The sequence below is a fragment of the Acidihalobacter yilgarnensis genome (assembly GCF_001753245.1).
Lineage (GTDB): Bacteria > Pseudomonadota > Gammaproteobacteria > DSM-5130 > Acidihalobacteraceae > Acidihalobacter > Acidihalobacter yilgarnensis.
Genome location: NZ_CP017415.1, coordinates 2535983 through 2560450, shown reverse-complemented (window position 1 = coordinate 2560450; position 24468 = coordinate 2535983). Strand labels below are relative to the sequence as shown.

Here is a 24468-nt window from a genome sequence, read left to right as displayed (position 1 = left end):
TCTTTATTTTTCGGTCCCCTAGCACCGCGGCGACTGCCGCATACCACGACGCGAGACGTATGCATTAATGGAAGATCGATCCAGTAAGCGCTCCGGCCAGCTAGGCTGGCTGGAGCGCTTGAGCCGTGCCCTGTTGGGCGAACCGCAGGACCGCGAACAGCTGGTGGAGCTGCTGCGCAGTGCGCATGATCGGGAACTGCTGGATGTCGATGCCCTCGCGATGATCGAGGGGGTGTTCGAGGTGGCCGACATGCAGGCGCGCGACATCATGGTGCCGCGCGCGCAAATGGAGGTGGTTAATCGTAGCGACGGCCTCGACAGTATTCTCGCCAGTGTGCTCGACTCCGGGCATTCCCGCTATCCCGTGATCGGCGACAGTCGCGACGAGGTCGTCGGTATCCTGTTGGCCAAGGATTTGCTGCGCTACTGCCGTCAGGCGGACGAGCGCTTTGATCCCCAGGACTTGTTGCGTCCACCGGTATTTGTACCGGAGAGCAAGCGTCTCAATGTCCTGCTCAAAGATTTCCGCAATACGCGTAATCATATGGCCATCGTGGTCAACGAATATGGCGGCGTGGCCGGTCTGGTCACCATCGAGGATGTGCTCGAGCAGATCGTCGGCGATATCGGCGACGAGCACGACGAGGTGGAGGGCGAGGGCCTGATCCTGCTGCACGACGATGGGCACTACACCATCAAGGCGCTGACGCCGATCGAGGACTTCAATGAGCACTTCGGTACGGCTTACAGCGACGAGGAGTTCGATACTATCGGTGGGCTGATCATCAACCGCGTCGGGCGCGTGCCTAAGCGCGGCGAAGTGATCGACCTCGATCGCTTCCGCTTCCGCGTACTGCGTGCCGATAATCGCCGAGTGTATCTGCTGGAGCTTCGCGTGCAGCCGATACCGGCGCCCGGCGACGCGCTCTGAGTCGCATGAGGATCAAGGCCCTGAGCGGACGACCGTGGCTCGTCGATCTGCTCGCTCTGATGGCCGGCTTGCTGACGGTCGTCGCCTTCGCGCCCTATTCGGTGGCGCCGTTGGCGCTGATCGGGCCTGCATTGCTGTTTTTGAGCTGGATCGAGGCGAGCCCGCGCCGTATGGCGTGGCGCGGCTACTTGTTTGGCATCGGGTTTTTCGGTTTCGGTGTTTCCTGGATCACCGCAGGGCTGTCCCTGTTCGGCGCGTACATGCAGGCGCTGGCCCTGCCGCTCGCCAGCGTATTTGTGCTGATACTCGCGCTCTACCCCGGTGTGATGGGCTGGGTGGCCTCGCGTTTTGGTGGCCTGCCGTTGAGTGTGCGGCTCATCCTGGTCTGGCCGGCGTTGTGGACGGCGTTCGAATGGTTGCGTGGGACGTTGTTTACCGGGTTCCCCTGGTTGTTGCTGGGCGACAGTCAAGTTGCCAGTGCGCCAGGAGGGCTGGCGCCCGTGCTGGGCGACTATGGCGTCAGTTGGCTGATGGCGATACTGGCCGGTCTGCTCGTTATGGCTATGATCGGGCGGCGCGTGCCTGTGCGCGCTGGCGCGTTGCTGGCGGCCGGAGTCCTCTGGTTCAGTGCCGGTGCGCTGAGGCACATCGATTGGACGCACCCCACGGGCGCACCGATGCGGGTGAGCGTGGTGCAAGGCAACGTGCCGCAAGAGGTCAAGTGGCACCCGAGCGAATTCGAGCATACCTTGGCGCGGTATCGGGATCTGACGCGTGCCCATTGGGACAGCCGGCTGATCGTCTGGCCGGAGAGTGCAGTGCCGGCGCTGTATCGACAGGTGGCCAAAAGCTATCTCGACCCGCTTGCCGCGGAGGCTAAAAAACACGGCTCAGGCTTGATGGTCGGGTTGTTCGTGCAACAAGGGCAACGAATATACAATGCCGTGGCGAGCCTCGGCGAAGGGCCTCCCGAGTTTTACTTCAAACACCATCTGGTGCCATTCGGCGAATACATGCCGCTCAAGCGCCTGCTGGGCGGGTTGTATCGTCGCATGGACGTGCCGATGTCCGGGTTGAGTGCGGGGCAGGGGAGGTATACGGTTCACGCGGCAGGGCAGGTGGTTGACGTGTCGATTTGCTACGAGGATGCCTATGGCGATCTCGTCATCCGGGGTCTGCCGCAGGCGAGTCTGCTGGTCAACGTCAGCGACGACGCTTGGTTTGGCGATTCATTGGAACCCGCTCAGCACATGCAGATCGCGCGCATGCGCGCTCTCGAAACCGGACGCTACCTGCTGCGTGCGGCGAATACGGGAATCTCCGGAATCATCGGCCCCAAGGGTGAGATCATTGCACTGGCGGATATGGATCGCACCGAGGTGATCAGTGCCGAGGTTCGTCCGATGGGGGGCGCCACGCCCTACGTACGCCTCGGCAACGGGCCGGTGGTCTGGTCGTCGTTCGCGGTGCTGATATTGGGGTGGCTGTCGCTCGCGGCTCTGCGCCGTCAACAACGAAAGGTATCCTGATCGTGACACATATCGTCCCAGTCATACTCTCGGGGGGTCCGGCACCCGCCTGTGGCCGCTGTCGCGCCACGCTTATCCCAAGCAATTCATCCCCTTGGTCGGTGCACTGAGCTTGTTCCAGACCACGCTGCGACGCCTCGAGGGTTTCCCAGGTCTGGGCGCGCCCTGTGTGATCGGCAACGACGAACAACGTTTCATGGTTGCCGAGCAGCTGCGCGCCATCGGCGTGCAGGGACGAATTCTGCTGGAACCGGCGGGTCGCAATACCGCGCCGGCAATCGCGGCGGCGGCACTGGACTTGGCTGCCAGCGACCCGCAGACCTTGATGCTGGTGTTGCCTGCCGACCATTTGATCAACGACACCGCTGCATTCCACGCCGCGATATCCGCCGCGCTCCCCGCCGCGCAGGCCGGCGCACTGGTGACCTTCGGGTGGTGCCGACGCGCCCGGAGACCGGGTATGGCTACATCGAGGCCGGCGAGCCTGTGAATAACGGATCGGCCCGCCGTGTGTCGCGCTTCGTCGAGAAGCCGAATCTCGAAACCGCCGAGGCATATGTAGCCGGTGGGCGTCACTGGTGGAACAGCGGGATGTTTTTGTTCACTGCCGAGCGCTACCTGCGGGCGTTGGAGACCCATGCCCCCGCCATTCTCGAAGCCGTTCGCAGCGCCCATGCCCTGGCACGCGAGGATCTGGATTTTCTGCGCCTGGACGCAGAGGCCTTCGCTGCGAGCCCCAGCGACTCGATCGATTATGCCGTGATGGAGCGCACAGACGATGCCGTAGTGGTGCCACTCGACGCCGGTTGGAATGATGTCGGTTCCTGGCAGGCGCTATGGGAAGTGGGGCCGCGGGACGAGGCCGGCAACTGTCTGGAGGGCGACGTGATCGCGCTGGATTGCCGCGACAGCTATGTCCATGCGGAACACCGATTGGTGGCCGTGCTGGGCTTGTCGGACGTGGTGGTGGCGGAGACGGCTGATGCCGTGTTGGTCGCCTCGCGCGACCGCGTGCAGGAGGTCAAAGAGGTCGTCGGTCAGCTCAAGCGCGAGGGCCGCAATGAAAGCGTGAATCACCGCCGTGTATTGCGTCCCTGGGGTGCCTACGAAGGCATCAGTCTGGGTGAGCGTTTCCAGGTCAAGCGGATTACCGTCAAGCCCGGCGAACGGTTGTCGCTACAGATGCACCACCATCGTGCCGAGCACTGGATCGTGGTGCGCGGCACCGCACGTGTGACGCGCGGTGATGAGGTCTTCACGCTGGCCGAAAACGAGTCGACCTTCATACCCCTAGGGGTGAAGCACCGACTGGAAAATCCGGGCCGCATCGAGCTGGAGATGATCGAGGTGCAGTCTGGCAGCTACCTCGGCGAGGACGATATCGTGCGTTTCGAGGATAGCTACGGGCGGGGTTGACGCCCCGCGCGGTCGTTCGTTCCCGGGTAGGCGTCTTTAATCCGAAGGCAGGCCATGTTGGCGGCGGAAGCGGGTGGCACTGCAGTGCGGGCAGGGGGGTATGCGGCCGGGTTTGGCCAGTTGCAGCGTCTTGCCGCAGTCGAGGCACGCGAGTACGCCGGGGCCGGTGATTTCACCGGTGCGCCAGACCGCCGGCTCGTGCAGATTGCGCGAGAATTCGGCGAGCGCCAGATTGGTCTTGTCCGCGACCGAGGTCATCAGCTCGAACAGTCGTGCTTCGACCAGCGTTTTGTCCATTACGAACCAGCCGCGCAGGTCGTGTCCGGTGCTACCAAGATAGGCGCCCAGGTCCTGCAGATCGCGTTTGACGTATTCGGCCAGCAGTTCGGCCTCGTCGCGGGTCAGCTCGCCCAGCTCGTGAGCCATGTCGCGGGCCTCGTCGACTGCGAGTTCCAGGCGTTTGCCGGCATCTTCCGCAGTCGTGCGTGCGCGTTCGATCATGCGCGTATAGGCCTCGCTCAGATGTGCTTTGGGGTCGTCTTTGCTCATGCGGGTTGTCTCCGGCGAGTGGGTTGATTCAATTCTACTCCATAGGCTACAGGGGCGTGGTGCGGCGTCGATTGCCGCGTCGTGTTCGGCGCTGGTAAGCTTCCCGCCTTCTTGATAGGGACATGGGCAAGGCTATGCAGGAGCAATACGACGCCGCCGAGGTGGAGCAGGCCGCACAGGCGTACTGGGAGACCCATCAGACCTTCCAGGCCCGCGAGGACGCGTCGCGCGAGAAATTCTACTGTCTGTCGATGTTTCCCTATCCCTCTGGGCGGCTGCACATGGGACATGTGCGGAACTACACCATTGGTGACGTGATCTCACGCTATCAGCGCATGCAGGGGCGAAATGTGCTGCAGCCGATGGGTTGGGACGCCTTCGGTCTGCCTGCGGAAAATGCCGCGATCAAAAACAACGTGCCGCCGGCGCGCTGGACCTACGACAATATCGATTACATGCGTGGTCAGCTCAAGCGCCTTGGCTTGGGCTATGACTGGTCGCGCGTGCTGGCGACCTGTCGCCCTGAATACTACCGCTGGGAGCAGTGGTTGTTCACGCGCTTGTTCCGCAAGGGACTGGTCTACAAGAAACTATCGGTGGTGAACTGGGACCCGGTTGACCAGACTGTGCTCGCCAACGAGCAGGTTATCGACGGTCGAGGCTGGCGTTCCGGCGCATTAGTGGAGCGCCGCGAGATTCCGCAGTGGTTCGTGAAGATCACCGATTACGCTCAGGCGCTACTGGACGACCTCGACGGTTTGACCGGCTGGCCGGAACAGGTGCGAGCCATGCAGCGCAACTGGATCGGGCGTTCGGAAGGTATCGAGCTGACCTTCGACGTTGAGGGTTTCAATACGCCGTTGCGAGTATTCACTACCCGTCCCGACACGCTGATGGGCGTGACCTATGTTGGCGTGGCGCCCGAGCACGCGCTGGCCGAACGGGCCGCGCGCGATAACCCTGCGCTCGCCACCTTCATTGCGGATTGCAAGCACACGGGCACCGCGGAGGCTGCGCTGGCCACCGCGGAGAAGCGCGGTATGGATACGGGTTACCGCGCGATTCACCCACTGACAGGCGAGCCGGTGCCGGTGTGGGTAGCGAACTTCGTGCTGATCGAATACGGCGCCGGGGCAGTGATGGCCGTGCCCGCGCACGACCAGCGCGATTGGGAGTTCGCACATGCCTACGGATTGCCGATCAAGCAGGTGATCGCGCCGGTGAACGACGACACCGTCGATCTGGAAGCGGGTGCCTACACGGCCAAGGGGATGCTCGTCGCCTCGGGTGAGTTCAATGGCCTGTCCTCCGCGGAGGCCTTTGAGGCCATCGCAGCCCGCTTGGAGTCGGAGGGCCGCGGCGAACGTCAGGTCAATTTCCGACTGCGCGATTGGGGTGTGTCGCGCCAGCGCTACTGGGGCTGTCCGATCCCGATGGTCCACTGTGAGGATTGCGGCGCGGTGCCGGTGCCGGACGATCAATTGCCGGTGGTACTGCCCGAGAATATCGAGCTGGAGGGTTCCGGCTCACCCTTGGCGCGCATGCCCGAGTTCTACGAAACGTCGTGCCCAAGCTGCGGCGGGCCTGCGCGGCGCGAGACCGACACGTTCGACACTTTTTTCGAATCGTCCTGGTATTACGCCCGCTTTGCTTCACCGCACTGCGAGACGGGCATGGTCGATGCGCAGGCGCAGCAGTGGTTACCGGTGGATCAATATGTCGGTGGCGTTGAGCATGCCGTGCTACATCTGCTCTATGCACGATTCTTCTACAAGCTGATGCGCGACGAAGGCCTGGTGCAAGGCGACGAGCCCTTCGTCCGGTTGCTCACTCAGGGCATGGTGCTCAAGGATGGGGCCAAGATGTCCAAGTCCAAGGGCAATACGGTCGACCCACAACCCCTGATCGAGCGCTACGGTGCGGATACGGTGCGCCTGTTCATGATGTTCGCCGCGCCACCGGATCAGGCGCTGGAGTGGTCGGATTCTGGCGTCGAGGGCGCGGCGCGATTTCTCAAGCGATTGTGGCGCCAGGTGTATGAACACGCCACCGCCGGCACCGTTCCATTGCTAAACCTGGATACGCTCGACGAACCGCAACGTGCGCTGCGGCGCAAGGTGCATCAGGCCATTGCCAAGGCGGGCGACGATATCAGTCGGCGTCAGATATTCAATACCACCATCGCAGCCAACATGGAGTTGCTCAACGAATTAGGGCGCTTTGAAGATCGTTCCGCGCCGGGCCGTGCGGTGATGCAGGAAGCCTTGGAGGCGATGGTGTTGATGCTTGCGCCTATCGTGCCGCACGCGAGCCATGCCTTGTGGGCAGCCCTAGGGCATCAGGGACCGGTCGTCGAGGCTGCCTGGCCCGTGATGGACGAGACGGCGTTGATCCAGGATACGCAGACGTTGGTCGTTCAGGTCAACGGCAAGCTGCGTGGTGAAATCGCAGTGCCTGCAGACGCCGCAGCGGAGTTCATCGAGCAGGTGGCGCTTGCCGAGCCGAATGTCCAACGTTTCATGGAGGGCAAGACGGTACGCAAGATCATCACGGTGCCGGGGCGTCTGGTGAACGTGGTCGTGGGATGATCCGCCCACGGCGCCTCCTCGCACACTTGCTGGCCTTCGTCGCCGTGGGCTTATCGCTGGGTGGCTGCGGATTTCACTTGCGCGGCGAGGCGCACTTGCCGGCTGCGCTTTACAGGACCTATATAACCGGAGCGTCACCGCACGCCCCGGTAGTGGTTGCTCTCAAGGAGGCGCTGCGCGCCAATGGTGTGACTTTGGTGGGTGATCCCAGTCAGGCCAGCGCAATTTTAGACATTGTTTCCGTGAATACCTCGGAGCGGGCCTTAACGGTGAGCGCGTTGAATCAGGCAACCAGTTATGCGTTGGCGACGACGTTGGTATTCGAGGCGCGCGCGACCCATGGCCACTGGAAAATGCCGCCGCAGACAATCACCGTGCAGCGTCAATACAGCCTGAGCACTTCGCAGTTGCAGAGTCAGGGTCCAGAGACGCAGATTCTGGGTCAGAGTATGACCCGCGAACTGGCGAATTTGGCCCTGCTGCGCCTGCAGGCGCACGCAGGTCATCCTTAGCGGTGGCGCTCAAACCCACGCAGTTGGCCGCTGCGCTGAACGGTCCGCTCAAGCCGGCCTTTCTGATCAGCGGCGACGAGCCCCTGCAGTCGATGGAAGCCGCCGACCGTATCCGCAGCACCGCCCGCGAGCAAGGCTATGCGGAGCGTGTCGTCATCACGGTTGAAACCGGCTTCGACTGGTCCGATCTGGCTGCCGAGGCAGCTGCGACCTCGTTGTTCGCCGAGCGCCGCTTGCTTGATCTTCGCCTGGGTACGGCCAAGCCGGGGAAGGCGGGTGGCGCTGTGTTGACCGCCTATCTGGAACGCCCGCCGCCGGATACGATCCTGTTGATCCAGTCGGCACGTCTGGATAAGGGCGCGTCAAGCGCGGCCTGGGTGCGCGCTATCGAACGCGTCGGTTGCTGGGTGGCAGTCTGGCCGTTGGCAGCGGCTGAGACCCGGAGCTGGCTGCTGCAGCGGCTCAAGGCTCGCGGACTACTGGCGGATGAAGCGGTCGTGACCTTGCTGCTCGAACGGGTTGAGGGCAATCTGCTGGCGGCCGATCAGGAAATCGCCAAGCTGGCATTGCTGCATCCTGCAGGGACGCTGACGGCGTCCGACGTGCTGGCGGCGGTGACCGACAGTGCCCGTTATGACATCAATGACCTGACCGACGCTATTCGAGGCGGTGATGCCGCACGCGTAACCCAGATCGTCGATGGACTGCGAGGTGAGGGTGTGGAACCGACGCTGATCGCCTGGGCGCTGGTGCGCGAGGCTCGATTGCTGGCGCGGCTTGCGAGCGGCGGCAAGACCGATGCGCTGTGGCGCGGCATTCCGCCGCAACGCCGCCGACCGGTCGAGCAGGCCGCGCGGCGCTGGCAGGGACCGCGCGCGCAGCTGCTCATATTGCTCGCCGCGCGTGCCGACCGCGTGGTCAAAGGACAGGCGGCGGGCGATCCGTGGGATGAATTGTTACAATTGGCTCTCGTGCTGGGCGGCCGTGCCCTATTCCCCCCGTATGGGGTCTGGCGGCGGAGGCCGGTCGTGTGCTGGTCTAGCCGTGTGAGGTGTTCCAGATGAATGCAAATACATCCGAATCGATGTCCTCGGTGGCGGCCTATATGGACGACATCGGCCGGCGTGCGCGGGCCGCTTCACGCGTGCTGGCACGCGCCGAAACTGGGGTCAAGAATCGCGCATTGGCGGCAATCGCGGATGCGATCGAGGCCGCAGCGCCGAGACTCAAGGCCGAGAATGCGCGTGACCTCGAGGCGGGCTGCGCGCGGGGACTGGATGCCGCCTTGTTGGATCGTCTGGGGCTGATTGACGCACGAATCGCGACCATGGCCGAGGGTTTGCGCCAGATCACCAAGCTCGCCGATCCGGTGGGTGCAATCGAGGCGCTCAACTACCTGCCAAGCGGCATTCAGGTGGGGCGCATGCGCGTGCCGCTGGGGGTGATCGGTATCATTTACGAATCACGGCCAAATGTGACCGTCGATGCGGCGGCGTTGTGCCTCAAATCCGGTAACGCTGCAATCCTGCGTGGCGGTTCCGAGGCCTTGTACTCCAATCAGGCCATTGCCGGTTGTATCCGTGAAGGGCTGGCCGCGGCGGGTCTGCCGGAGGCGGCGGTGCAGGTGATCGAAACGCCCGACCGCGCTGCCGTGGGCGAACTGCTGCGCATGAAGGACTATATCGACGTGATCGTGCCACGTGGTGGTAAGGGATTGATCGAGCGTGTCAGTCGTGAGTCCTTGATTCCGGTGATCAAGCATCTGGACGGTGTGTGCCATGTTTATATCGACGACAGCGCAGAGGCCGAAAAGGCCCTGAGCGTCGCCTTCAACGCCAAGTGCCAGCGTTACGGTACCTGCAACACCATGGAAACCTTGCTGGTGGCCGCCTCGCGCGCTGCCGATATTCTGCCGCCGTTGGCCATGCGCTATATGGACGAGGGTGTGCGTCTTAAGGGGTGCGAGCGTACCCGCGCGGTACTACCGAATATCGAGCCGGCCACTGAGGCGGATTGGGGCATGGAGTATCTGGCGCCGATTCTATCGATCCGCGTGGTCGATGGACTCGACGACGCGATCGAGCACATCAACACGTATGGTTCGCACCATACCGACAGCATTCTCACCGAGGACTATGCCCGTGCGCGTCGCTTCCTGCGTGAGGTTGATTCAAGCTCGGTGATGGTCAATGCGTCGACCCGTCTCGCCGATGGCTTCGAATACGGCCTGGGTGCCGAGATCGGTATTTCCACCGACAAGTTGCATGCCCGTGGCCCGGTCGGGCTTGAGGGGCTGACCAGTCAAAAGTACGTCGTGCTGGGTGATGGGCAGGTGCGCCAATAGTGCGATCGGGAACGCGATCGTGATCGGCTTGCTGGGTGGGACGTTCGATCCGATTCACTACGGACATCTGCGGGTCGCGCTTGAGATCCGCGAGGCGCTCGGGCTCGATGAGGTGCGTTTTCTGCCTTGCGGGATTCCGCCGCATCGTGGCGTTCCCGGCGCCAGCGCCGAATCGCGTGCGGCGCTGGTGGCATTGGCGTTGGCAGATGTGCCTGAGTTCGTACTGGACCGGCGCGAGCTGATGCGCAGCGGACCCTCTTATACCTATGACACGTTGTGTTCGCTGCGCGAGGATTTTGGCGCAGAGCGGCCTTTCTGTCTGATTCTTGGCGCGGACGCCTTTGGTGGATTGCCGGGCTGGCACCGCGCCGGCGAGTTATTGGACCTTGCTCACATCATCGTCGCCCGCCGACCCGGCGAAGTGCCAAAGATGGCGCCTCCCCTCATGGCGTTGCTGGGTGAGCGTATCACCGATTGTCCGGCCGATCTGCGGTCCTCGGCGGGCGGGCGCGTGATGTGGATCGACGTGACCCAGCTCGATATTTCCGCGACGGCGATCCGCGAGCAGTTACGTTGCGACGGGAATCCGCGATTTCTCATACCGGACGCTGTACTCGAGGCGATTCGGACACAGGGCTTATACGGTCGGGAGCAAACACATACGCTCACCGACTCAGGAGTAACATGAAACCGATACTGGAAGACGATATTGAGAGGCTACGCCTAGTTGCGATTACGGCGCTCGAAGACCTCAAGGCTCAGGACATTCGTACGGTCGATCTGCGCGGCAAATCGCCATTGATGGACCTGATGGTGATCGCGACGGGCACCTCGGACCGACATGTGAAGTCATTGGCTGGAAACGTGGCGCGGCGTGCAAAGGAAGCCGGTTTTGGCGTGCGCGGCAGCGAAGGCGAGCGCGAGGGCGAATGGGCGTTGGTCGATCTCGACGACATCGTGGTGCACGTCATGTTACCGCGGGTGCGTGATTTCTATAACCTAGAGAAGCTGTGGACCGCGGAAGCCGAGCCGGATACGGAAACCCATCAGGGACAGGGCTGATCGCAAGAGGCATTACCTCGTGCATATCCATCTGATCGCCATTGGGCAACGCATGCCGACCTGGATTGAGGACGGATACCGCGAATATGCTGGGCGTATGCCCCCGGAATCGACACTGCACCTGATCGAGATCGCGCCAGAGAAACGCAGTCGCAAGGCTGATCTTGCGCGTATTGCCGAGCGGGAGGCCGAGCGCTTACGCGCGGCGACGCCGCGTGGCGCGCGTATCGTCGCATTGGACACACGCGGCCGCGCGCTCGATACGCCCGGTCTCGCGACGCGCCTATCGGGTTGGTTACAGGATGGACGCGACGTGGCTCTGTGGGTCGGTGGTCCGGAGGGCCTCACCGATGACGCGCGCGCCCAGGCCGAGTGGCTGTGGTCGCTATCGCCGCTGACCTTCCCACACCCGCTGGTACGGGTGCTGGTGGCCGAGCAGCTCTATCGTGCGTCGAGTATCATCAATCACCATCCGTATCATCGGGACTAGCGGCTGCCTGTAGCCCGGTCGTAGAAGCTGCGGCCGAGTGCCCCAATCACAATGCGAGGAGCGTGGTTTGGCTATTCGATATTGGGGGCGGGCATCGCCGCTCGGCAGAAGCCTGGGGCTCAGTCGCGTCATTGGCCGCTGCGCGCGGTGCTGTAGATCCTTGGCGGTTGCCCGCGACGGCACCCCGATATGAATAAGGAAGCGTCCCTGTTGTTGCTTGCCTCGGCCTCACCTCGGCGCAGCGCGCTGCTCGATCAGATCGGTGTGTCGCATCGGGTGGTGGCGGCTTCGGTCGACGAAACGCCCCAGCCGCATGAGAAGGCGGCGGATTATGTGTGTCGCTTGGCGCTCGCGAAGGCGCGTGCCGGCTGGGCATGTCGGCGTGGGGAGCGTGCGGCGCTGGGCGCCGACACGGCGGTCGTGCTCGATGGCGAAATTCTAGGGAAGCCCGACAACCCGGCGGAGGCCGAGTCGATGCTCTCGCGGCTGTCGGGTCGTACGCATCGGGTTTATTCAGCCGTGGCGCTGGTGCGTGGAACGCGCGAGGCGGTACGCCTGTCCGAGAGTGAGGTGCGGTTCCGCGCGATTGCCGCGGACGAACGCGTGCGCTACGTCGCTACCGGCGAACCCCTGGACAAGGCCGGTGCGTACGCTATTCATGGATTGGCCGCTACCTTCGTCGAACATCTGGCGGGCAGTTATTCAGGGGTGATGGGATTGCCCTTGTTCGAGACGGCGGCGTTACTGGATGAATGGAGTATCGAGATGCCTGACTGGGGCGATGACGCGAGGGATGGCGCTGAATGAGTTCTGAATTGCTGTTGAATGTGACTCCACAGGAGACGCGGGTCGCGCTGGTAGAAAACGGCGCGCTGCAGGAGGTCTACATCGAGCGCAGTCGTCGCCGCGGGCTGGTGGGTAATATCTATCAGGGTCGGGTGAGCCGTGTGCTGCCCGGCATGGAGGCTGCCTTCGTCGATATCGGACTGGATCGTGCCGCCTTTTTGCATGCCTCCGATCTACGCGACATCCATCAGGACGACTTGCCGCCGAGTAGTGAGACCCTGCACCCACCGGCCATCAGCTCGGTGTTGCAGGAAGGGCAGCATCTGTTGGTACAGGTCACCAAAGATCCCTTGGGCTCCAAGGGCGCGCGTCTGACCACGCATCTGAGCGTGCCTTCGCGCTACCTGGTGTTGGTGCCTGGCGGCAACAGCATCGGTGTTTCGACGCGCATCGAGGGCGATGTCGAGCGCCAACGCCTACGCGATCTGGTGCAGTCGCTGAGCAGCGTTTGCGAGGAAGCCCATGGTTTCATCGTACGCACCGCGGCGGAGGACGCCGGCGAGGAGGATCTGCGCCGTGATATTCACTATTTGCAGCGCTTGTGGCGCACCATTCGCGAGCGAGCGAGCAGTGCGCCGGCCGGGTCGCTGGTCTACTCCGATCTGCCGTTGACATTGCGGGTCCTGCGCGACCTGGCCAACGAGGAAATCGCGCAGATTTTGGTGGATTCGCGAGAGACGCTGCAATTGGTTACCGAATTTGCCGCGCGCTACGTGCCTGAAATGTCGGAACGCATTGAGCACTATGCTGGCGAGCGTCCGATATTCGATCTGCACGGGGTGGAGGACGAAATCCAGAAGGCGCTCGATCGTAAGGTGCAGCTCAAGTCGGGCGGGCACCTAGTCATCGATCAGACCGAATCGATGACCACGGTGGATGTGAATACCGGTGCCTTCGTGGGCCATCGCAATCTCGAAGAGACCATTCTCAAAACCAATCTGGAGGCGGCTCAGGCGATTGCACGCCAGCTGCGGTTACGCAATCTCGGCGGCATCATCATCATCGATTTCATCGACATGAAGGAGGAGGGGCATCGCACGCAGGTGTTGCGGGCATTGGAGAAGGCCCTCGATCGCGACCACACACGCAGCCAAGTTTGCGAGGTGTCGAGTCTCGGGTTGGTGGAAATGACCCGCAAGCGCACCCGAGAGAGCCTGGAACACATCCTGTGCGAGCCGTGCCCGACGTGCGTTGGACGCGGCCTACTCAAAAGTGCGGAAACCGTGTGCTACGAGATGTTTCGGGAAATTCTGCGCGAGGCACGTCAGTTTGATGCACGAGAACTGCTGGTACTCGCGGCGCAGGAGGTGGTCGACATGTTGCTCGACGAGGAATCGTCGAGTCTGGCCGAGCTGCAGGAATTCATTGGCGTGCCGATCCGCTTACAGGTCGAGCAGCTCTACACCCAGGAGCAATTCGATGTGGTGCCACTCTAGCCGTTTGAGTGCGCTGGCCGGGCAGGACGTATGTCGCGCGTGCTGAAACGTTTGTTGGGGACGCTCTGGCTGGGCGCGGCCGTGGTGGTGATCCTCGCCGCGGTGCTCACCGTGGTGGCCCGCCAACTGTTGCCAATGGTGCCGAGTTATCGTGCCGAGATTGAATCCGTTGCGAGTGATTGGTTGCATCATCCCGTGCGGATCGGCCAGATACGGGTCGGTTGGCACTGGATCACACCTACGGTGACATTGGAAAATGTCCGTGTACTCGACGGCACCGGTAAGACCGCCCTCAGACTGGCGCGGGTAGGGCTGCAGTTGGGGGTTTGGAACTCCTTTCTGGCGGGGCGACTTGTGCCGGGGGAGATCAGTCTGCAGGGCGCACGCGTGGTCATTGCGCGAGACAGCGAGGGGCGCCTGAGTATCAGTGGTCTGGCCTTACCGCTACCCGTCGATACCGGGGTTCAAACACCCGGTGGCGCCCGGTTGCCGCCTTGGTTGACCCGCATCACTTACCGCTTGAGCGATGCCCACGTCGTGATCGAAGACCTGCCCCGTGCCCGGCGCTACCGCTTCAGTCAGGTGACGTTGGTGGCGCGCCCGGCGGATGACGGTATCGATCTTGCCGGAGGCTTTGCGCTGCCTACGCGTTTAGGCAATCAGGTCAGCTTTGCCGCCAACTTGCGGCGGACGGGCGAGGGCGCGTCGGCGACCTGGGGAGGTCGGATTTACTTCGATCTGCAGGGCATTCGGCTCGACGGTCTGCCCCTGAAATCGCTGCTGCCTGACCTACCTTCGCTCCGTGGGCAGCTCGATGCTCAAGTCTGGTCGGTCTGGTCACAGGGGCGTCCGACGCGCGTCAGCGGCCATTTGAGCGTACAGGACTTGTCGCTGGGGCCCACGCTGAGCGCGAACGCCGCTGCACCCGGTCTGACCGCGTTCAGCGGCGATGTGCGCTGGCAAGCCTTGCCGGCGGGGTGGCGTCTACAGGGTGTGCAATTACACGCGTCGGCTGGGCAGTCAGCCTGGCCGACCGACGCCTTCGATGCCACCTTCAATCAACAAGGAGATGGGCAACGCTCACTTCGTGGCTGGGCCGATTTTCTGCGCCTTCAGGACTTAACCCCGAAACTTGTGCAGCTGCCGTGGTTGCCGGATGGCTGGTCGGATCGCCTTGCCGCGCTGGCGCCTACCGGCGAAGTCCGTGACCTGCGCTTCAATCTTCGCGATTCGGCTTCTGCTGTGGCGCCGCAACTGGCACTGAGTGCCGAGCTGAAGGGTATCTCGCTGCGTACGGATGGGCATCGGCCGGGATTCAGTGGCTTAAGCGGGCAGCTGGCGATGACCTCAGCGGCAGGCGCACTGGACGTCGACAGTACCGCGCTGCGTGTGAACGCGCCAACGGTGTTCGGTGGTGTGCTGCCGGCGACTCATGCCAAGGGTATGCTCTGGTGGCGGCGTGGCCCACTGGGCGACGAGGTCATTGCGCCGCATTTCGATCTGAGTAATACGGACTTGGCGCTACACGGTCAGCTCGGTCTGTGGCTGCCGACGGGTGGGCCGCCCGACCTGAATTTGATGCTGGGTATCGAGCGGGGCAATGTCGCCGCCGCACCGCGCTATCTGCCAGTAAAGTTGCTTCACCCCGATTTGGTCCACTGGCTGAAACAGGCGTTACAGGGGGGCACGGTGACGGGCGGCAGCATCATCCTGCGCGGCGATCCGGCCGATTTCCCCTTTCGCCAGCACGGGGGCGTATTCGAGGCCCGGCTGAATGTCAGTGCCGGTACGCTCGACTATTTTCGTGACTGGCCTCGCCTCAAGACCATGAGCGGTCAGCTAGCGCTACATGATTTCAGCCTGCGGGCGCATGTGGCGCAGGCCACGATGCTGTCGACGCAGTTGTCGGATGTGGATCTCGATATTCCCGATCTCGATCATGCCGTACTCGGCATTAGCGGCTCGGGCGTGGGGCCGCTAGGCGACGTAGTCACCTATCTGTCGCATACGCCGCTGGGCGATGGACGCAAGGCGCTGTTCGACGAGATACAGGCGGACGGTCAGACTCACTTCGATCTCGGTCTGAGTATTCCACTGCGTGCCGCCGAATTGTCCCAGTGGTCGCTACACGGCAAGGCGAGCATCGACGATGGCAGCTTTGCCCTCCCGGAACAGGATTTTTCGTTGAATCGGATCAACGGCAAGCTGGATTTCACTCAGCGCAGTCTGCGTGCGCACGATATCCAGGCCATCTTCCGAGGTGCGCCGGCGGTCCTCGGCGTGAGTACTCGTAGCGACGGTCTCGCGACCCTGACCCTGGATACTCATCTGTCCGTGGCGCGGCTTTTCGGTGCGAAGTCGCCGGTGGCACATTACGCCCACGGCGATACCGATTGGCGAATGGCCTTCACCCTGCCGATGACCCGTGGCGGCTATCGTCGGTATGGCATGGGATTGACGTTGGTGTCGGGCTTGCAAGGGGTTCAGGTGACGCTGCCAGCGCCGCTTGGCAAACCTGCGGCAGCTTCCCTTGGACTGGTGGCGCAGCGCTCGTTGACGCGTGACGATGCGCCGGTATTTTTGCGCTACGGCCCGGATTTGCAGGGCTTGTTCCAGCTTGCCGGCAAGGCCGGTTGTCGGCGCGTGGTGCGGGGCGATGTACGCTTCAATGCCGGCACGCCGGTGTTGCCGTCTAAGGATATCGCCATCCAGGGGCACCTCACGCACTTCGATGTCGACGCTTGGCGTCGCGTGCTGAACAAGCTGCCGTCCGGCCCGTCGCTGGCCGAATGTCCCGATGGCGGCGGCCCATCGACGATGGATGCCGTTCGCCATTTGCGTGTGGATATCGGCGAACTGGATATCTTCGGGCGTCGCCTGCGCAAGGCTTCAATCGATGCGACGCGCAAGGGGACCCTCTGGAACGCAGCGGTCTCGTCCGACGTCATCAGCGGCAAGCTCCAGGTGCCGGCTGTCCTATATGGCGGCAAGCCGGTACGTTTCGAGCTGTCGCGACTGGATCTCGATGGCGAGGTTTCTGCCTCGTCGGCCAGTGGCGATCCGATCGATCCGAGCAGTATCCCGGCCCTGTCGGGGCATATCGGCGACCTACTCGTTGCCGGCCGCCACTTGCACAATGTCCAGCTCACTACCACGCCGACGCGCGAAGGCATGCAAATTCATCTCGCAGAGGTCAACGAGCCGCATTTGCATGCCCGCGCCAGCGGTAGCTGGCTGCGTGAACTCGATGGACACACGATGATGCAGATCCAGCTTGAGGTCGACAGCGACGATGCGGGTAAGGCACTGGATGCCCTCAATGCACAGGCGGGGCTCGCGGGTGGCAAGGGGCATCTGTCCGCAACACTGAGCTGGCCGGGTGGTCCAGCGCAACTCTCCTGGGGTGTGCTTGACGGCCAGGCCCGTCTCAATCTCAAACACGGACGACTGATGGAGGTCAATCCGGGCCAGACCGGGCGCCTGCTCGGGTTGCTTAACCTTGCGGCCCTGCCGCAGCGTCTGAGCCTCAATTTCGGCGATGTCTTCGACAAGGGTTTCGCCTTCAACGAGATGAATAGCCGATTCCAGCTCCGAGACGGCAATATTTATACGCAGGACACCCACATTGCGGGGGCTTCCGCGGCCATGTCGATTACCGGCCGCGTCGGAATGGTCACGCGCGATTACGATGCACAGGTCGCTATCGTGCCCCAGGTTCAGTCCACGGTGGCGATCGCGGGCGCAGTACTCGGTGGGCCTGTTGCGGGTGCAACGCTGTTTCTGCTCGACCGACTGCTGGGGCTCGGCAAGCAGCTCAACAAGGCCGCTGAATTCCGCTATCGGGTCACCGGGCCCTGGGATGCGCCCAAAATCCAGCCGGAGGACGATACCGCCAAGCGCAAACCCGTCCACGGTCGGGATGCCCAACATGAAAACCTCTTCTAATACGCCGCGATCATCGGCGTGCCGAGGCAAAACTGAGGTTTGAAAGTGCGCTACCATGACGCCATGTTTCACACGATGATGCGAATTCTGCTGCTAAGCAGCCTGATGATGTTCTTGTCGGCCACATCCGCCCAGGCCGATAGCGCGCCGTTGGTCATGCCGACGTGTAATATTTCCCAATCTCAGTGGGAAAGTCCCGATCGCAGTCGGACATTGCTTGCCGACCCGGCGCTACGCCGCCTGCTGCAGACTTGGTCGGCACAACCGGCCGCACACCTGAGCATCGAATATCCAGGTGGCGAGCAGGGCGTCATCTGGGCCAATCGATTGGTAGGGTGGTTGGTTGCCTACGGCGTGCCGGGTCGCGCGATCAGCTTGTTCCCGGGCAGTAGCAATATGAATACGCTTGCATTGAGTCTGAAAACCTCCGGGGGTGGCACATGAGTCGTGTGGCGGCGATCCAGATGGCCTCTGGCCCGAATCGTGAGGCCAACCTGCTTGAGGCGGGTCGCCTGCTCAGCGAAGCCGCGCGTGCCGGTGCGAAGCTGGCCGTACTGCCGGAATGCTTCGACCTGATGCCGCGGACCGATGCCGAACGCGCCGCTGCCGCCGAGGCAGATGGTGAGGGGCGCGTGCAGGATTTTCTGGCTGGGCAGGCGCGTCGGCATGGACTCTGGCTGGTGGGGGGGACCATCCCGCTGCGCTCCGCCGAGCCGGGGCGGGCCTTCGCCAGCTGCCTCGTGTACGCCCCGGATGGTCAACGCGTCGCGCGTTACGACAAGATCCATCTATTTGACGTGGCCCTGACCGAGAGCGGCGAGCAGTATCATGAATCGGCCACGACGGTTCCCGGCAATGGGACGGTGGTGGTGGAAACGGACTTGGGATGTGTGGGGCTGGCGGTGTGCTACGACCTGCGCTTTCCCGAACTGTTTCATGCACTACAACGCAAAGGTGCCGAGTTATTCGTGCTGCCCTCCGCATTTACGGCACTCACTGGGCAGGCGCATTGGGATGTGCTGCTGCGCGCGCGGGCGATCGAAAATCTGAGTTATCTCGTCGCCGCGGCACAGGGCGGCTTCCACGTCAGCGGTCGGGAGACCTTCGGCCACAGCCAGGTGGTCGACCCTTGGGGTGCCGTGCTGGCGAGCCGCGTGAGCGGCGCCGGTGTGGTCGTCGCCGACGTGGACCTGACCCAGCAGCGGCGCATCCGCGGACAATTCCCCATCCTCGAACATCACCGGCTGGGTATCCCGGCCGAGACGGAGACACTATGACGGACAACGCACTCGACCTCGCCCAGGCGCACATCCTCGCGCCCTCGGGTCTCGGCGAGCAGGATCTGAGCAGGGCATTGTCTAGCCTGCTGGGCGGAAATATCGACAGCGGTGACCTGTATTTTCAGCTCAGCCGCCATGAGTCCTGGGGCCTGGAGGACGGTATCGTCCGAGAAGGATCCTGGGGTATCGACCAGGGCGTGGGTGTGCGCGCCATCAGTGGCGACAAGACCGGATTTGCCTACAGCGACGAAATCGTGCTGCCCGCATTGCTGGATGCGGCGCAGGCCGCGCGCGCGATTGCGCACGGCGGGCAATCTGGGCAGATGCAGGCGTGGCAGTCCCGGACCGGCCACGCGCTGTACATGCCGCAGGACCCGACCCAGAGCATGAGCCCAGAGGACAAGATTGCGCTATTGCAGCGCGTTGATGCCGAAGCGCGTCGGCAGGATCCACGCGTCACGCAGGTGATGGTCAGCCTGGCCGGAGAGCATGATCTCATCCTGGTGGCAGCCAGCGACGGCACTCTCGCGGCCGACGCCCGTCCGCTGGTCCGCCTCAACGTGACGGTGATCGTGGAATCCGACGGACGCCGCGAACAGGGACATGCCGGTGGTGGTGGGCGTGTGGATTATCGCTATTTCCTCGACGGCGAGCGTGCGCTCGACTATGCCCGCGAGGCCGTGCGTCAGGCGCTGGTGAACCTGGAGGCGGTGGCGGCACCAGCCGGCAATATGACCGTGGTCCTCGGCCCGGGTTGGCCGGGCGTGCTGTTGCATGAGGCCATCGGCCATGGCCTGGAGGGCGACTTCAACCGCAAGAAGACCTCGGCCTTCAGCGGACGTTTAGGACAGCGCGTGGCGGCCAAGGGCGTGACCGTGGTGGACGATGGCACCCTGCCGGATCGCCGCGGTTCGTTGAACGTCGACGACGAAGGCACCCCCACCGGCTGCACGACGCTGATCGAGGACGGCATCCTGGTCGGCTATATGCAGGATCGCCTCAATGCGCGTCTGATGGGTATGGCACCGACCGGCAATGGCCGGCGCGAGTCCTACGCCCATCTGCCGATGCCACGTATGACCAATACCTACATGCGCGCCGGCAATGATGACCCGGAGGAAATCATCGCCTCGGTCGAAAAGGGGTTGTATGCGGTCAATTTTGGCGGTGGGCAGGTCGACATCACCTCCGGCAAATTCGTGTTTTCCGCCTCCGAGGCCTACCTGATCGAGAATGGCAAGGTAACCCGCCCGGTCAAGGGCGCGACCTTGATCGGCAACGGTCCCGACGTGCTCACCCGGGTTTCGCGCATCGGCAACGACCTCAAGCTCGACGATGGTGTCGGCACTTGCGGCAAGGATGGACAGAGCGTGCCGGTCGGCGTCGGTCAACCGACGCTGCGGGTGGACGGACTGACCGTCGGTGGCACCCAATCATGAGGTAAGCGGTGCGGGGGTGCTATAACCGGGTATGTCTATCTCGGAGGAAGCGCCATGAATCGCACCTTTACCGAATTGCTGGATGAAGCACATGCCCTACCGCAGGGCCATGGACAGGACGGCGTCGTCCAGTGGCATTGCTTTCGCCATCGTGAAGATGCCGCGGGATTCATTCCCTCGATCCGATTAACCGAGGATCAGGCACTCGTCGGCGGCCACACGGAAGATAGCCTGGGTCCGTTGTGGTGGGTCGGCGTACACGTTGGCAACCTCGGTCGCTGGGGTAATCTCCAGGCCGTTAACAAACACGGGGCCGGCACCTGAAGTGTCGCCCTCTTCAATTTGAAACAGAATCGACAAGGAGTATCCATGAACGCGATCCGCCCCCTGGCGATGGACGAGACGCAGCTTGAGGCGGTAGTCACGCAGGCGCTTGAAGAAGCCGGTCGAGCCGGCGCAACTGCGGCCGAGGCGGTGGTCAGTATCGACAACGGCCTTGCGGTAGCCGTTCGCCTGGGTGAGGTCGAGACCCTTGAATACCATCGCGACAAGGGATTGGGACTGACGTTGTACTTTGGCCAGCGCAAGGGCAATGCCAGTACCGCTGATTTCCGTCCGGAAGCGGTGCGTGAGGCAGTCGCCGCTGCCGCTGCGATTGCCCGCCATACCGCGGAGGATCCGTATTCGGGTTTGGCTGACGCAGAGCGTATGGCCCGGGGCTACCCGGATCTCGATCTTGACCACCCCTGGGCATTGGAGCCTGAGGCCGCGATCGAGTTGGCGCGTAGCTGCGAGGATGCCGCACGCGGCGTCGATCAGAGGATCAATAATTCCGAGGGTGCGAGCGTCAATACCTACCGCGGTACGGTGGTTTACGGTAATACCCACGGTTTCATCGGCGGCTACACGGGGACGCGCCACAGCCTGAGTTGCTCGGTAGTAGCGGAGCAGGATGGCGGGATGCAGCGAGATTATTGGTATACGGATTCGCGCCACCCGGCACAGCTCGACAGCGCCGAGCATGTGGGCCATGAGACCGCGCGGCGCACCTTACGACGCCTTGGCGCGCGCAAGCTCAGCACCCGCCAGGCACCGGTCGTGATCGAGGCCGATCTCGCGCGCGGTTTCATCGGCCACTTCGTCGGCGCCATCCGTGGCGGCGCGCTGTATCGCAAGTCGAGCTTTCTGCTCGATCAGCTCGGTCAGTCCGTATTCCCGTCGTTTATGCAGATTGAGGAGCAGCCGCATTTGCCTGGCGCGCTGGGCAGCTCGCCCTTCGATGGCGAGGGCGTGGCCACGACACAGCGTGAACTGGTACGCGACGGAGTATTGCAGGGCTATGTGCTCGACAGTTATTCCGCTCGGCGCTTGGGTATGGAGACCACGGGTAACGCGGGTGGTGTGCACAACCTCACTGTCAAACCCGGCGAGCATGATCTTGCCGGCCTGTTGCGTGAGATGGGAACAGGTTTGCTGGTCACGGAGTTGATCGGCCACGGTATCAATATGGTGACGGGTGACTATTCACGCGGTGCGGCGGGCTTCTGGGTCGAGAACGGCGAGTTGTGCTACCCGGTAGAGGAAATCACCATTGCGGGTAATCTGAAGGAAATGTTTCAGGGCGTGGTGGCGGTTGGCAACGATCTTGACGCACGCGGCAATATTCGCACCGGATCGATCCTGCTCGACCGGGTCACGATTGCCGGCGAATCCTGAGTTCAACCCGTGGGTGATCCAGTATGACAGTTGCTGACGAGTCGCTGAACTTCTCGCCGCTGGAGCAAGTCTGCGCATTGGTGGAGGCTGCGCCTGCGACGGCAGCACCGCTGGTGTTCTACGGTCTGATCAAGGGTATGGCAGCGGAACTCGAGACACGGGGAAATCCGGTCGCCTTGAGCCGGCTGCGCCTGCTCGATGCGGAGCAGCGCGCGCTGGTTTATGGGCTTATGGAGCTGCATGCCCAAGGGGCGAACCGGCGTCCGGAGTGGGTCGCCTGCGTAGCACGTATGGATCGTGCGGTCGGTGGTTAGCCGGACTTAGCTCGCGCCCCAAGCGTCACGTATACGGCGCTTGGGAAACGGTTCAGCCATCAACGCGGGCGAGGAACTCACGGGTGCGGTCTTCGCGCGGGTCGCCGAAGATTTGTGACGGCGGCCCGTCCTCCAGAATGCGCCCTTGATCGAAGAAGCAGACGCGATCGGCCGCCTCGCGCGCGAAGCGCATCTCGTGGGTGGCGATAAGCATGGTCAAGTCGCTTTCTGCTGCCAACTCCCGAATTACGCCGAGTACCTCGCCAATCATCTCGGGGTCCAGTGCTGAAGTGGGCTCGTCGAACAGCATCACCTTGGGTTGCATGGCCAGTGCGCGGGCGATGGCCACGCGCTGCTGCTGGCCGCCGGAGAGTTGGGCGGGGAAGGCATCGAACTTGTCGGCGAGTCCGACGCGATCGAGCAGCGAGCGGCCGCGGGCCTCAGCCTCCGCGCGCGGCAGGCGCAACACGCGCAGCGGCGCCTCGATGACGTTGCGCAGCGCGGTCATGTGCGGGAACAGGTTGAAGTGTTGGAACACCATGCCGACCTGTGTGCGCATGCGGTGTAGGTAACGTTCGCCTGCAGGCCTGCTACCGCCGCCCGGCAGGGGCTCGTGCCACAGCGGTGTGCCGTCGATGTAGACCTCGCCGCCCTGGATGCGCTCCAGGGTCATCAGGATTCGCAGCACGGTCGATTTGCCCGAGCCGGAGGCACCGATGATGACGACTTTTTCCCCGCGCTGGATATTGAAGTCGAATCCCTTGAGGATCTCGAAATCGCCGAAGCGCTTGTCGACGGACTGGAACTGCACGATCGGTTGGGTCATTTCAGGGGGATTCCGCTCTTGGGCAACCAGCGATCGAGCCGGTGGACGAGGTAGGAGACGACCAGTGTGGTGAGCAGAAACAGCGCGCCCACCAGGGTCAGGGGTATGAGGTAGTTATAGGTCTGCCCGCCGATGATGTTGGCCGCTGCGAGCATGTCGAGGACGCTGATCGCAGACAGTAACGGTGCATCTTTGATCATGGAAACGAGATAGGTGCCGAGGGCGGGAATGATGCGTGGGATCGCCTGCGGCAGGATGATGTCCTTGTAAGTCGTCCAGCGGTCGAGATCCAGTGCGCGTGCGGCTTCCCACTGGCCGCGGCCGACGGCCTCGATGCCCGCGCGATAGATTTCCGCGCAATAGGCGCTGTACTGGGCACCGAGGGCCAGCGTGCCAATGGCGAATGCGGGTAGAGACAATCCGAAGCCAGGTAGTACGTAGAACAGGAAAAAGAGCTGTACCAACAGGGGCGTGTCGCGTAGGAATTCGACGACGAAACGCACTGGCCAGGAAATGATGCGCAACCGGATACCTTGCAGCAGGGCAAACAGGAGACCGAGGGTCAGGGCGAGCAGAAAGCCCAGCACGGTCGCCTCCAGGGTGACCTTGAGGCCGACCAGCAGAATGGGCAGGATCGACCAAGCGAAGGTCAGCATGCCGCCAGTCGTGTCCCAGTGCATACCAAATAACATGGCTATCTCCTCGTTTTCCAGCGGCGAAGCCGGCGTTCGAGGGCGCGTATCCCCCAGGTCAACAACAGCGCGAGGCCGAAGTAGGCGAACAGGGTCACGGTATAGATGCGCGCGGTTTCGAAGGTCAGGTTTTGCAGATTGTTGGCGTAGTAGGTGAGGTCGGCAAGGCTGATCAGCGACACCACCGAGGAATCCTTGAGGTTTTGCACCGCGAGATTGCCGAAGGTGGGCATCATCTCGGGGAGGGCTTGCGGGTAGAAAATTCGGTAAATGCGTTGCGCGGGCGTGAAGCCAAGCGCCACAGCGGCTTCGCGCTGTCCCTTGGGGACGGCTTCAAGGGCGCCTCGCACCACTTCCGCTCCGTAGGCGCCGATATTCAGGGCCAGCGCCGCCGTGCCGGCGACGAAGGGCGACAACGACAATCCAAGGAGTGGTAGGGCGTAGTATAGCCAGAACAGCTGTACGATCAGTGAAGTGCCGCGAAAGATCTCGACGTAGGCCGTGGCGAGGTAACGTACTGGACGCCAGCGTATGGTCTTGAGCGTGCCTAGGG

Annotated in this window: 22 protein-coding genes and 1 pseudogene; 19 read left to right on the top strand and 4 right to left on the bottom strand. The window is 62.9% G+C overall.

The features are described 5' to 3' along the window. Positions 1-67: 67 nt before the first annotated feature. The 3 genes and pseudogenes from BI364_RS12275 to BI364_RS12265 all read left to right on the top strand — a co-directional run bounded on the left by BI364_RS12275 (position 68) and on the right by BI364_RS12265 (position 3876). Positions 68-931: an HlyC/CorC family transporter gene (locus tag BI364_RS12275; protein WP_070078990.1), complete on the top strand. Its 864-nt coding sequence runs from the start codon at positions 68-70 to the stop codon at positions 929-931. A 5-nt stretch (positions 932-936) separates the two neighbouring features. Further along, a complete protein-coding gene (lnt, locus tag BI364_RS12270; protein ID WP_070078989.1) occupies positions 937-2460 on the top strand; it encodes an apolipoprotein N-acyltransferase in 1524 nt (507 codons plus the stop codon). 58 nt (positions 2461-2518) lie between these two features. Then, positions 2519-3876: pseudogene (locus BI364_RS12265) on the top strand (mannose-1-phosphate guanylyltransferase/mannose-6-phosphate isomerase). A gap of 36 nt (positions 3877-3912) precedes the next feature. On the opposite strand, the gene BI364_RS12260 reads toward BI364_RS12265, so the two are convergent. Beyond that, a complete protein-coding gene (locus tag BI364_RS12260; protein ID WP_070078988.1) occupies positions 3913-4425 on the bottom strand; it encodes a zinc ribbon-containing protein in 513 nt (170 codons plus the stop codon). 134 nt (positions 4426-4559) lie between these two features. Between BI364_RS12260 and leuS the strand changes: the two genes are divergently transcribed. The 16 genes from leuS (at position 4560) to BI364_RS12180 (ending at position 22397) form a co-directional block, all read left to right on the top strand. Further along, complete coding sequence (gene leuS, locus BI364_RS12255; RefSeq protein ID WP_070080057.1) at positions 4560-7013, top strand: leucine--tRNA ligase; 2454 nt, start codon at positions 4560-4562, stop codon at positions 7011-7013. Further along, positions 7010-7525, top strand: coding sequence for an LPS-assembly lipoprotein LptE (locus BI364_RS12250; protein ID WP_070078987.1), 516 nt, complete (start codon positions 7010-7012; stop codon positions 7523-7525). Before leuS ends, BI364_RS12250 begins: the two co-directional genes overlap by 4 nt. A 2-nt stretch (positions 7526-7527) precedes the next feature. Further along, on the top strand, positions 7528-8589 hold the full coding sequence (holA, locus tag BI364_RS12245; RefSeq protein ID WP_070078986.1) for a DNA polymerase III subunit delta: 1062 nt from the start codon (positions 7528-7530) through the stop codon (positions 8587-8589). Continuing rightward, complete coding sequence (locus BI364_RS12240; RefSeq protein WP_070078985.1) at positions 8586-9869, top strand: glutamate-5-semialdehyde dehydrogenase; 1284 nt, start codon at positions 8586-8588, stop codon at positions 9867-9869. The genes holA and BI364_RS12240 overlap by 4 nt, the downstream gene beginning before the upstream one ends. 19 nt (positions 9870-9888) lie before the next feature. After that, a complete protein-coding gene (gene nadD, locus BI364_RS12235; protein ID WP_070080056.1) occupies positions 9889-10557 on the top strand; it encodes a nicotinate-nucleotide adenylyltransferase in 669 nt (222 codons plus the stop codon). Next, positions 10554-10931: a ribosome silencing factor gene (gene rsfS / locus BI364_RS12230; protein ID WP_070078984.1), complete on the top strand. Its 378-nt coding sequence runs from the start codon at positions 10554-10556 to the stop codon at positions 10929-10931. The genes nadD and rsfS overlap by 4 nt, the downstream gene beginning before the upstream one ends. A 19-nt stretch (positions 10932-10950) precedes the next feature. Further along, positions 10951-11421 (top strand): 23S rRNA (pseudouridine(1915)-N(3))-methyltransferase RlmH, encoded by a 471-nt coding sequence (gene rlmH, locus BI364_RS12225; protein WP_070078983.1) that lies wholly within the window; start codon positions 10951-10953, stop codon positions 11419-11421. A gap of 189 nt (positions 11422-11610) precedes the next feature. Next, complete coding sequence (locus BI364_RS12220) at positions 11611-12228, top strand: Maf family protein (RefSeq protein WP_070078982.1); 618 nt, start codon at positions 11611-11613, stop codon at positions 12226-12228. Continuing rightward, the gene (gene rng / locus BI364_RS12215) at positions 12225-13703 is read left to right on the top strand and encodes a ribonuclease G (protein WP_070078981.1); all 1479 of its coding nucleotides are present in this window, start codon (positions 12225-12227) and stop codon (positions 13701-13703) included. The genes BI364_RS12220 and rng overlap by 4 nt, the downstream gene beginning before the upstream one ends. 39 nt (positions 13704-13742) lie before the next feature. Next, a complete protein-coding gene (locus tag BI364_RS12210; protein ID WP_197495699.1) occupies positions 13743-17648 on the top strand; it encodes a YhdP family protein in 3906 nt (1301 codons plus the stop codon). Between the two features lie 39 nt (positions 17649-17687). Then, positions 17688-18092 (top strand): hypothetical protein, encoded by a 405-nt coding sequence (locus tag BI364_RS12205; protein ID WP_070078979.1) that lies wholly within the window; start codon positions 17688-17690, stop codon positions 18090-18092. Then, positions 18089-18925 (top strand): carbon-nitrogen hydrolase family protein, encoded by an 837-nt coding sequence (locus tag BI364_RS12200; RefSeq protein ID WP_070078978.1) that lies wholly within the window; start codon positions 18089-18091, stop codon positions 18923-18925. Before BI364_RS12205 ends, BI364_RS12200 begins: the two co-directional genes overlap by 4 nt. Then, positions 18922-20367: a metalloprotease TldD gene (tldD, locus tag BI364_RS12195; RefSeq protein WP_070078977.1), complete on the top strand. Its 1446-nt coding sequence runs from the start codon at positions 18922-18924 to the stop codon at positions 20365-20367. The genes BI364_RS12200 and tldD overlap by 4 nt, the downstream gene beginning before the upstream one ends. Positions 20368-20421: 54 nt before the next feature. Next, positions 20422-20691 (top strand): hypothetical protein, encoded by a 270-nt coding sequence (locus BI364_RS12190; RefSeq protein ID WP_070078976.1) that lies wholly within the window; start codon positions 20422-20424, stop codon positions 20689-20691. A gap of 45 nt (positions 20692-20736) precedes the next feature. After that, a complete protein-coding gene (gene pmbA, locus BI364_RS12185) occupies positions 20737-22083 on the top strand; it encodes a metalloprotease PmbA (protein WP_083251373.1) in 1347 nt (448 codons plus the stop codon). Between the two features lie 23 nt (positions 22084-22106). Then, positions 22107-22397, top strand: coding sequence for a hypothetical protein (locus tag BI364_RS12180; protein WP_070078975.1), 291 nt, complete (start codon positions 22107-22109; stop codon positions 22395-22397). 52 nt (positions 22398-22449) lie between these two features. Here BI364_RS12180 and ehuA read toward each other — a convergent pair whose 3' ends face one another. From ehuA to ehuC, 3 genes are read right to left on the bottom strand one after another with little or no spacing between them, the layout of a single operon-like run. After that, a complete protein-coding gene (gene ehuA / locus BI364_RS12175; RefSeq protein WP_070078974.1) occupies positions 22450-23223 on the bottom strand; it encodes an ectoine/hydroxyectoine ABC transporter ATP-binding protein EhuA in 774 nt (257 codons plus the stop codon). After that, positions 23220-23915, bottom strand: coding sequence for an ectoine/hydroxyectoine ABC transporter permease subunit EhuD (gene ehuD / locus BI364_RS12170; protein ID WP_070078973.1), 696 nt, complete (start codon positions 23913-23915; stop codon positions 23220-23222). Before ehuD ends, ehuA begins: the two co-directional genes overlap by 4 nt. Before the next feature lie 2 nt (positions 23916-23917). Further along, positions 23918-24448, bottom strand: a complete 531-nt coding sequence (ehuC, locus tag BI364_RS12165; RefSeq protein ID WP_233279631.1) for an ectoine/hydroxyectoine ABC transporter permease subunit EhuC — start codon at positions 24446-24448, stop codon at positions 23918-23920. Positions 24449-24468: the final 20 nt, after the last annotated feature.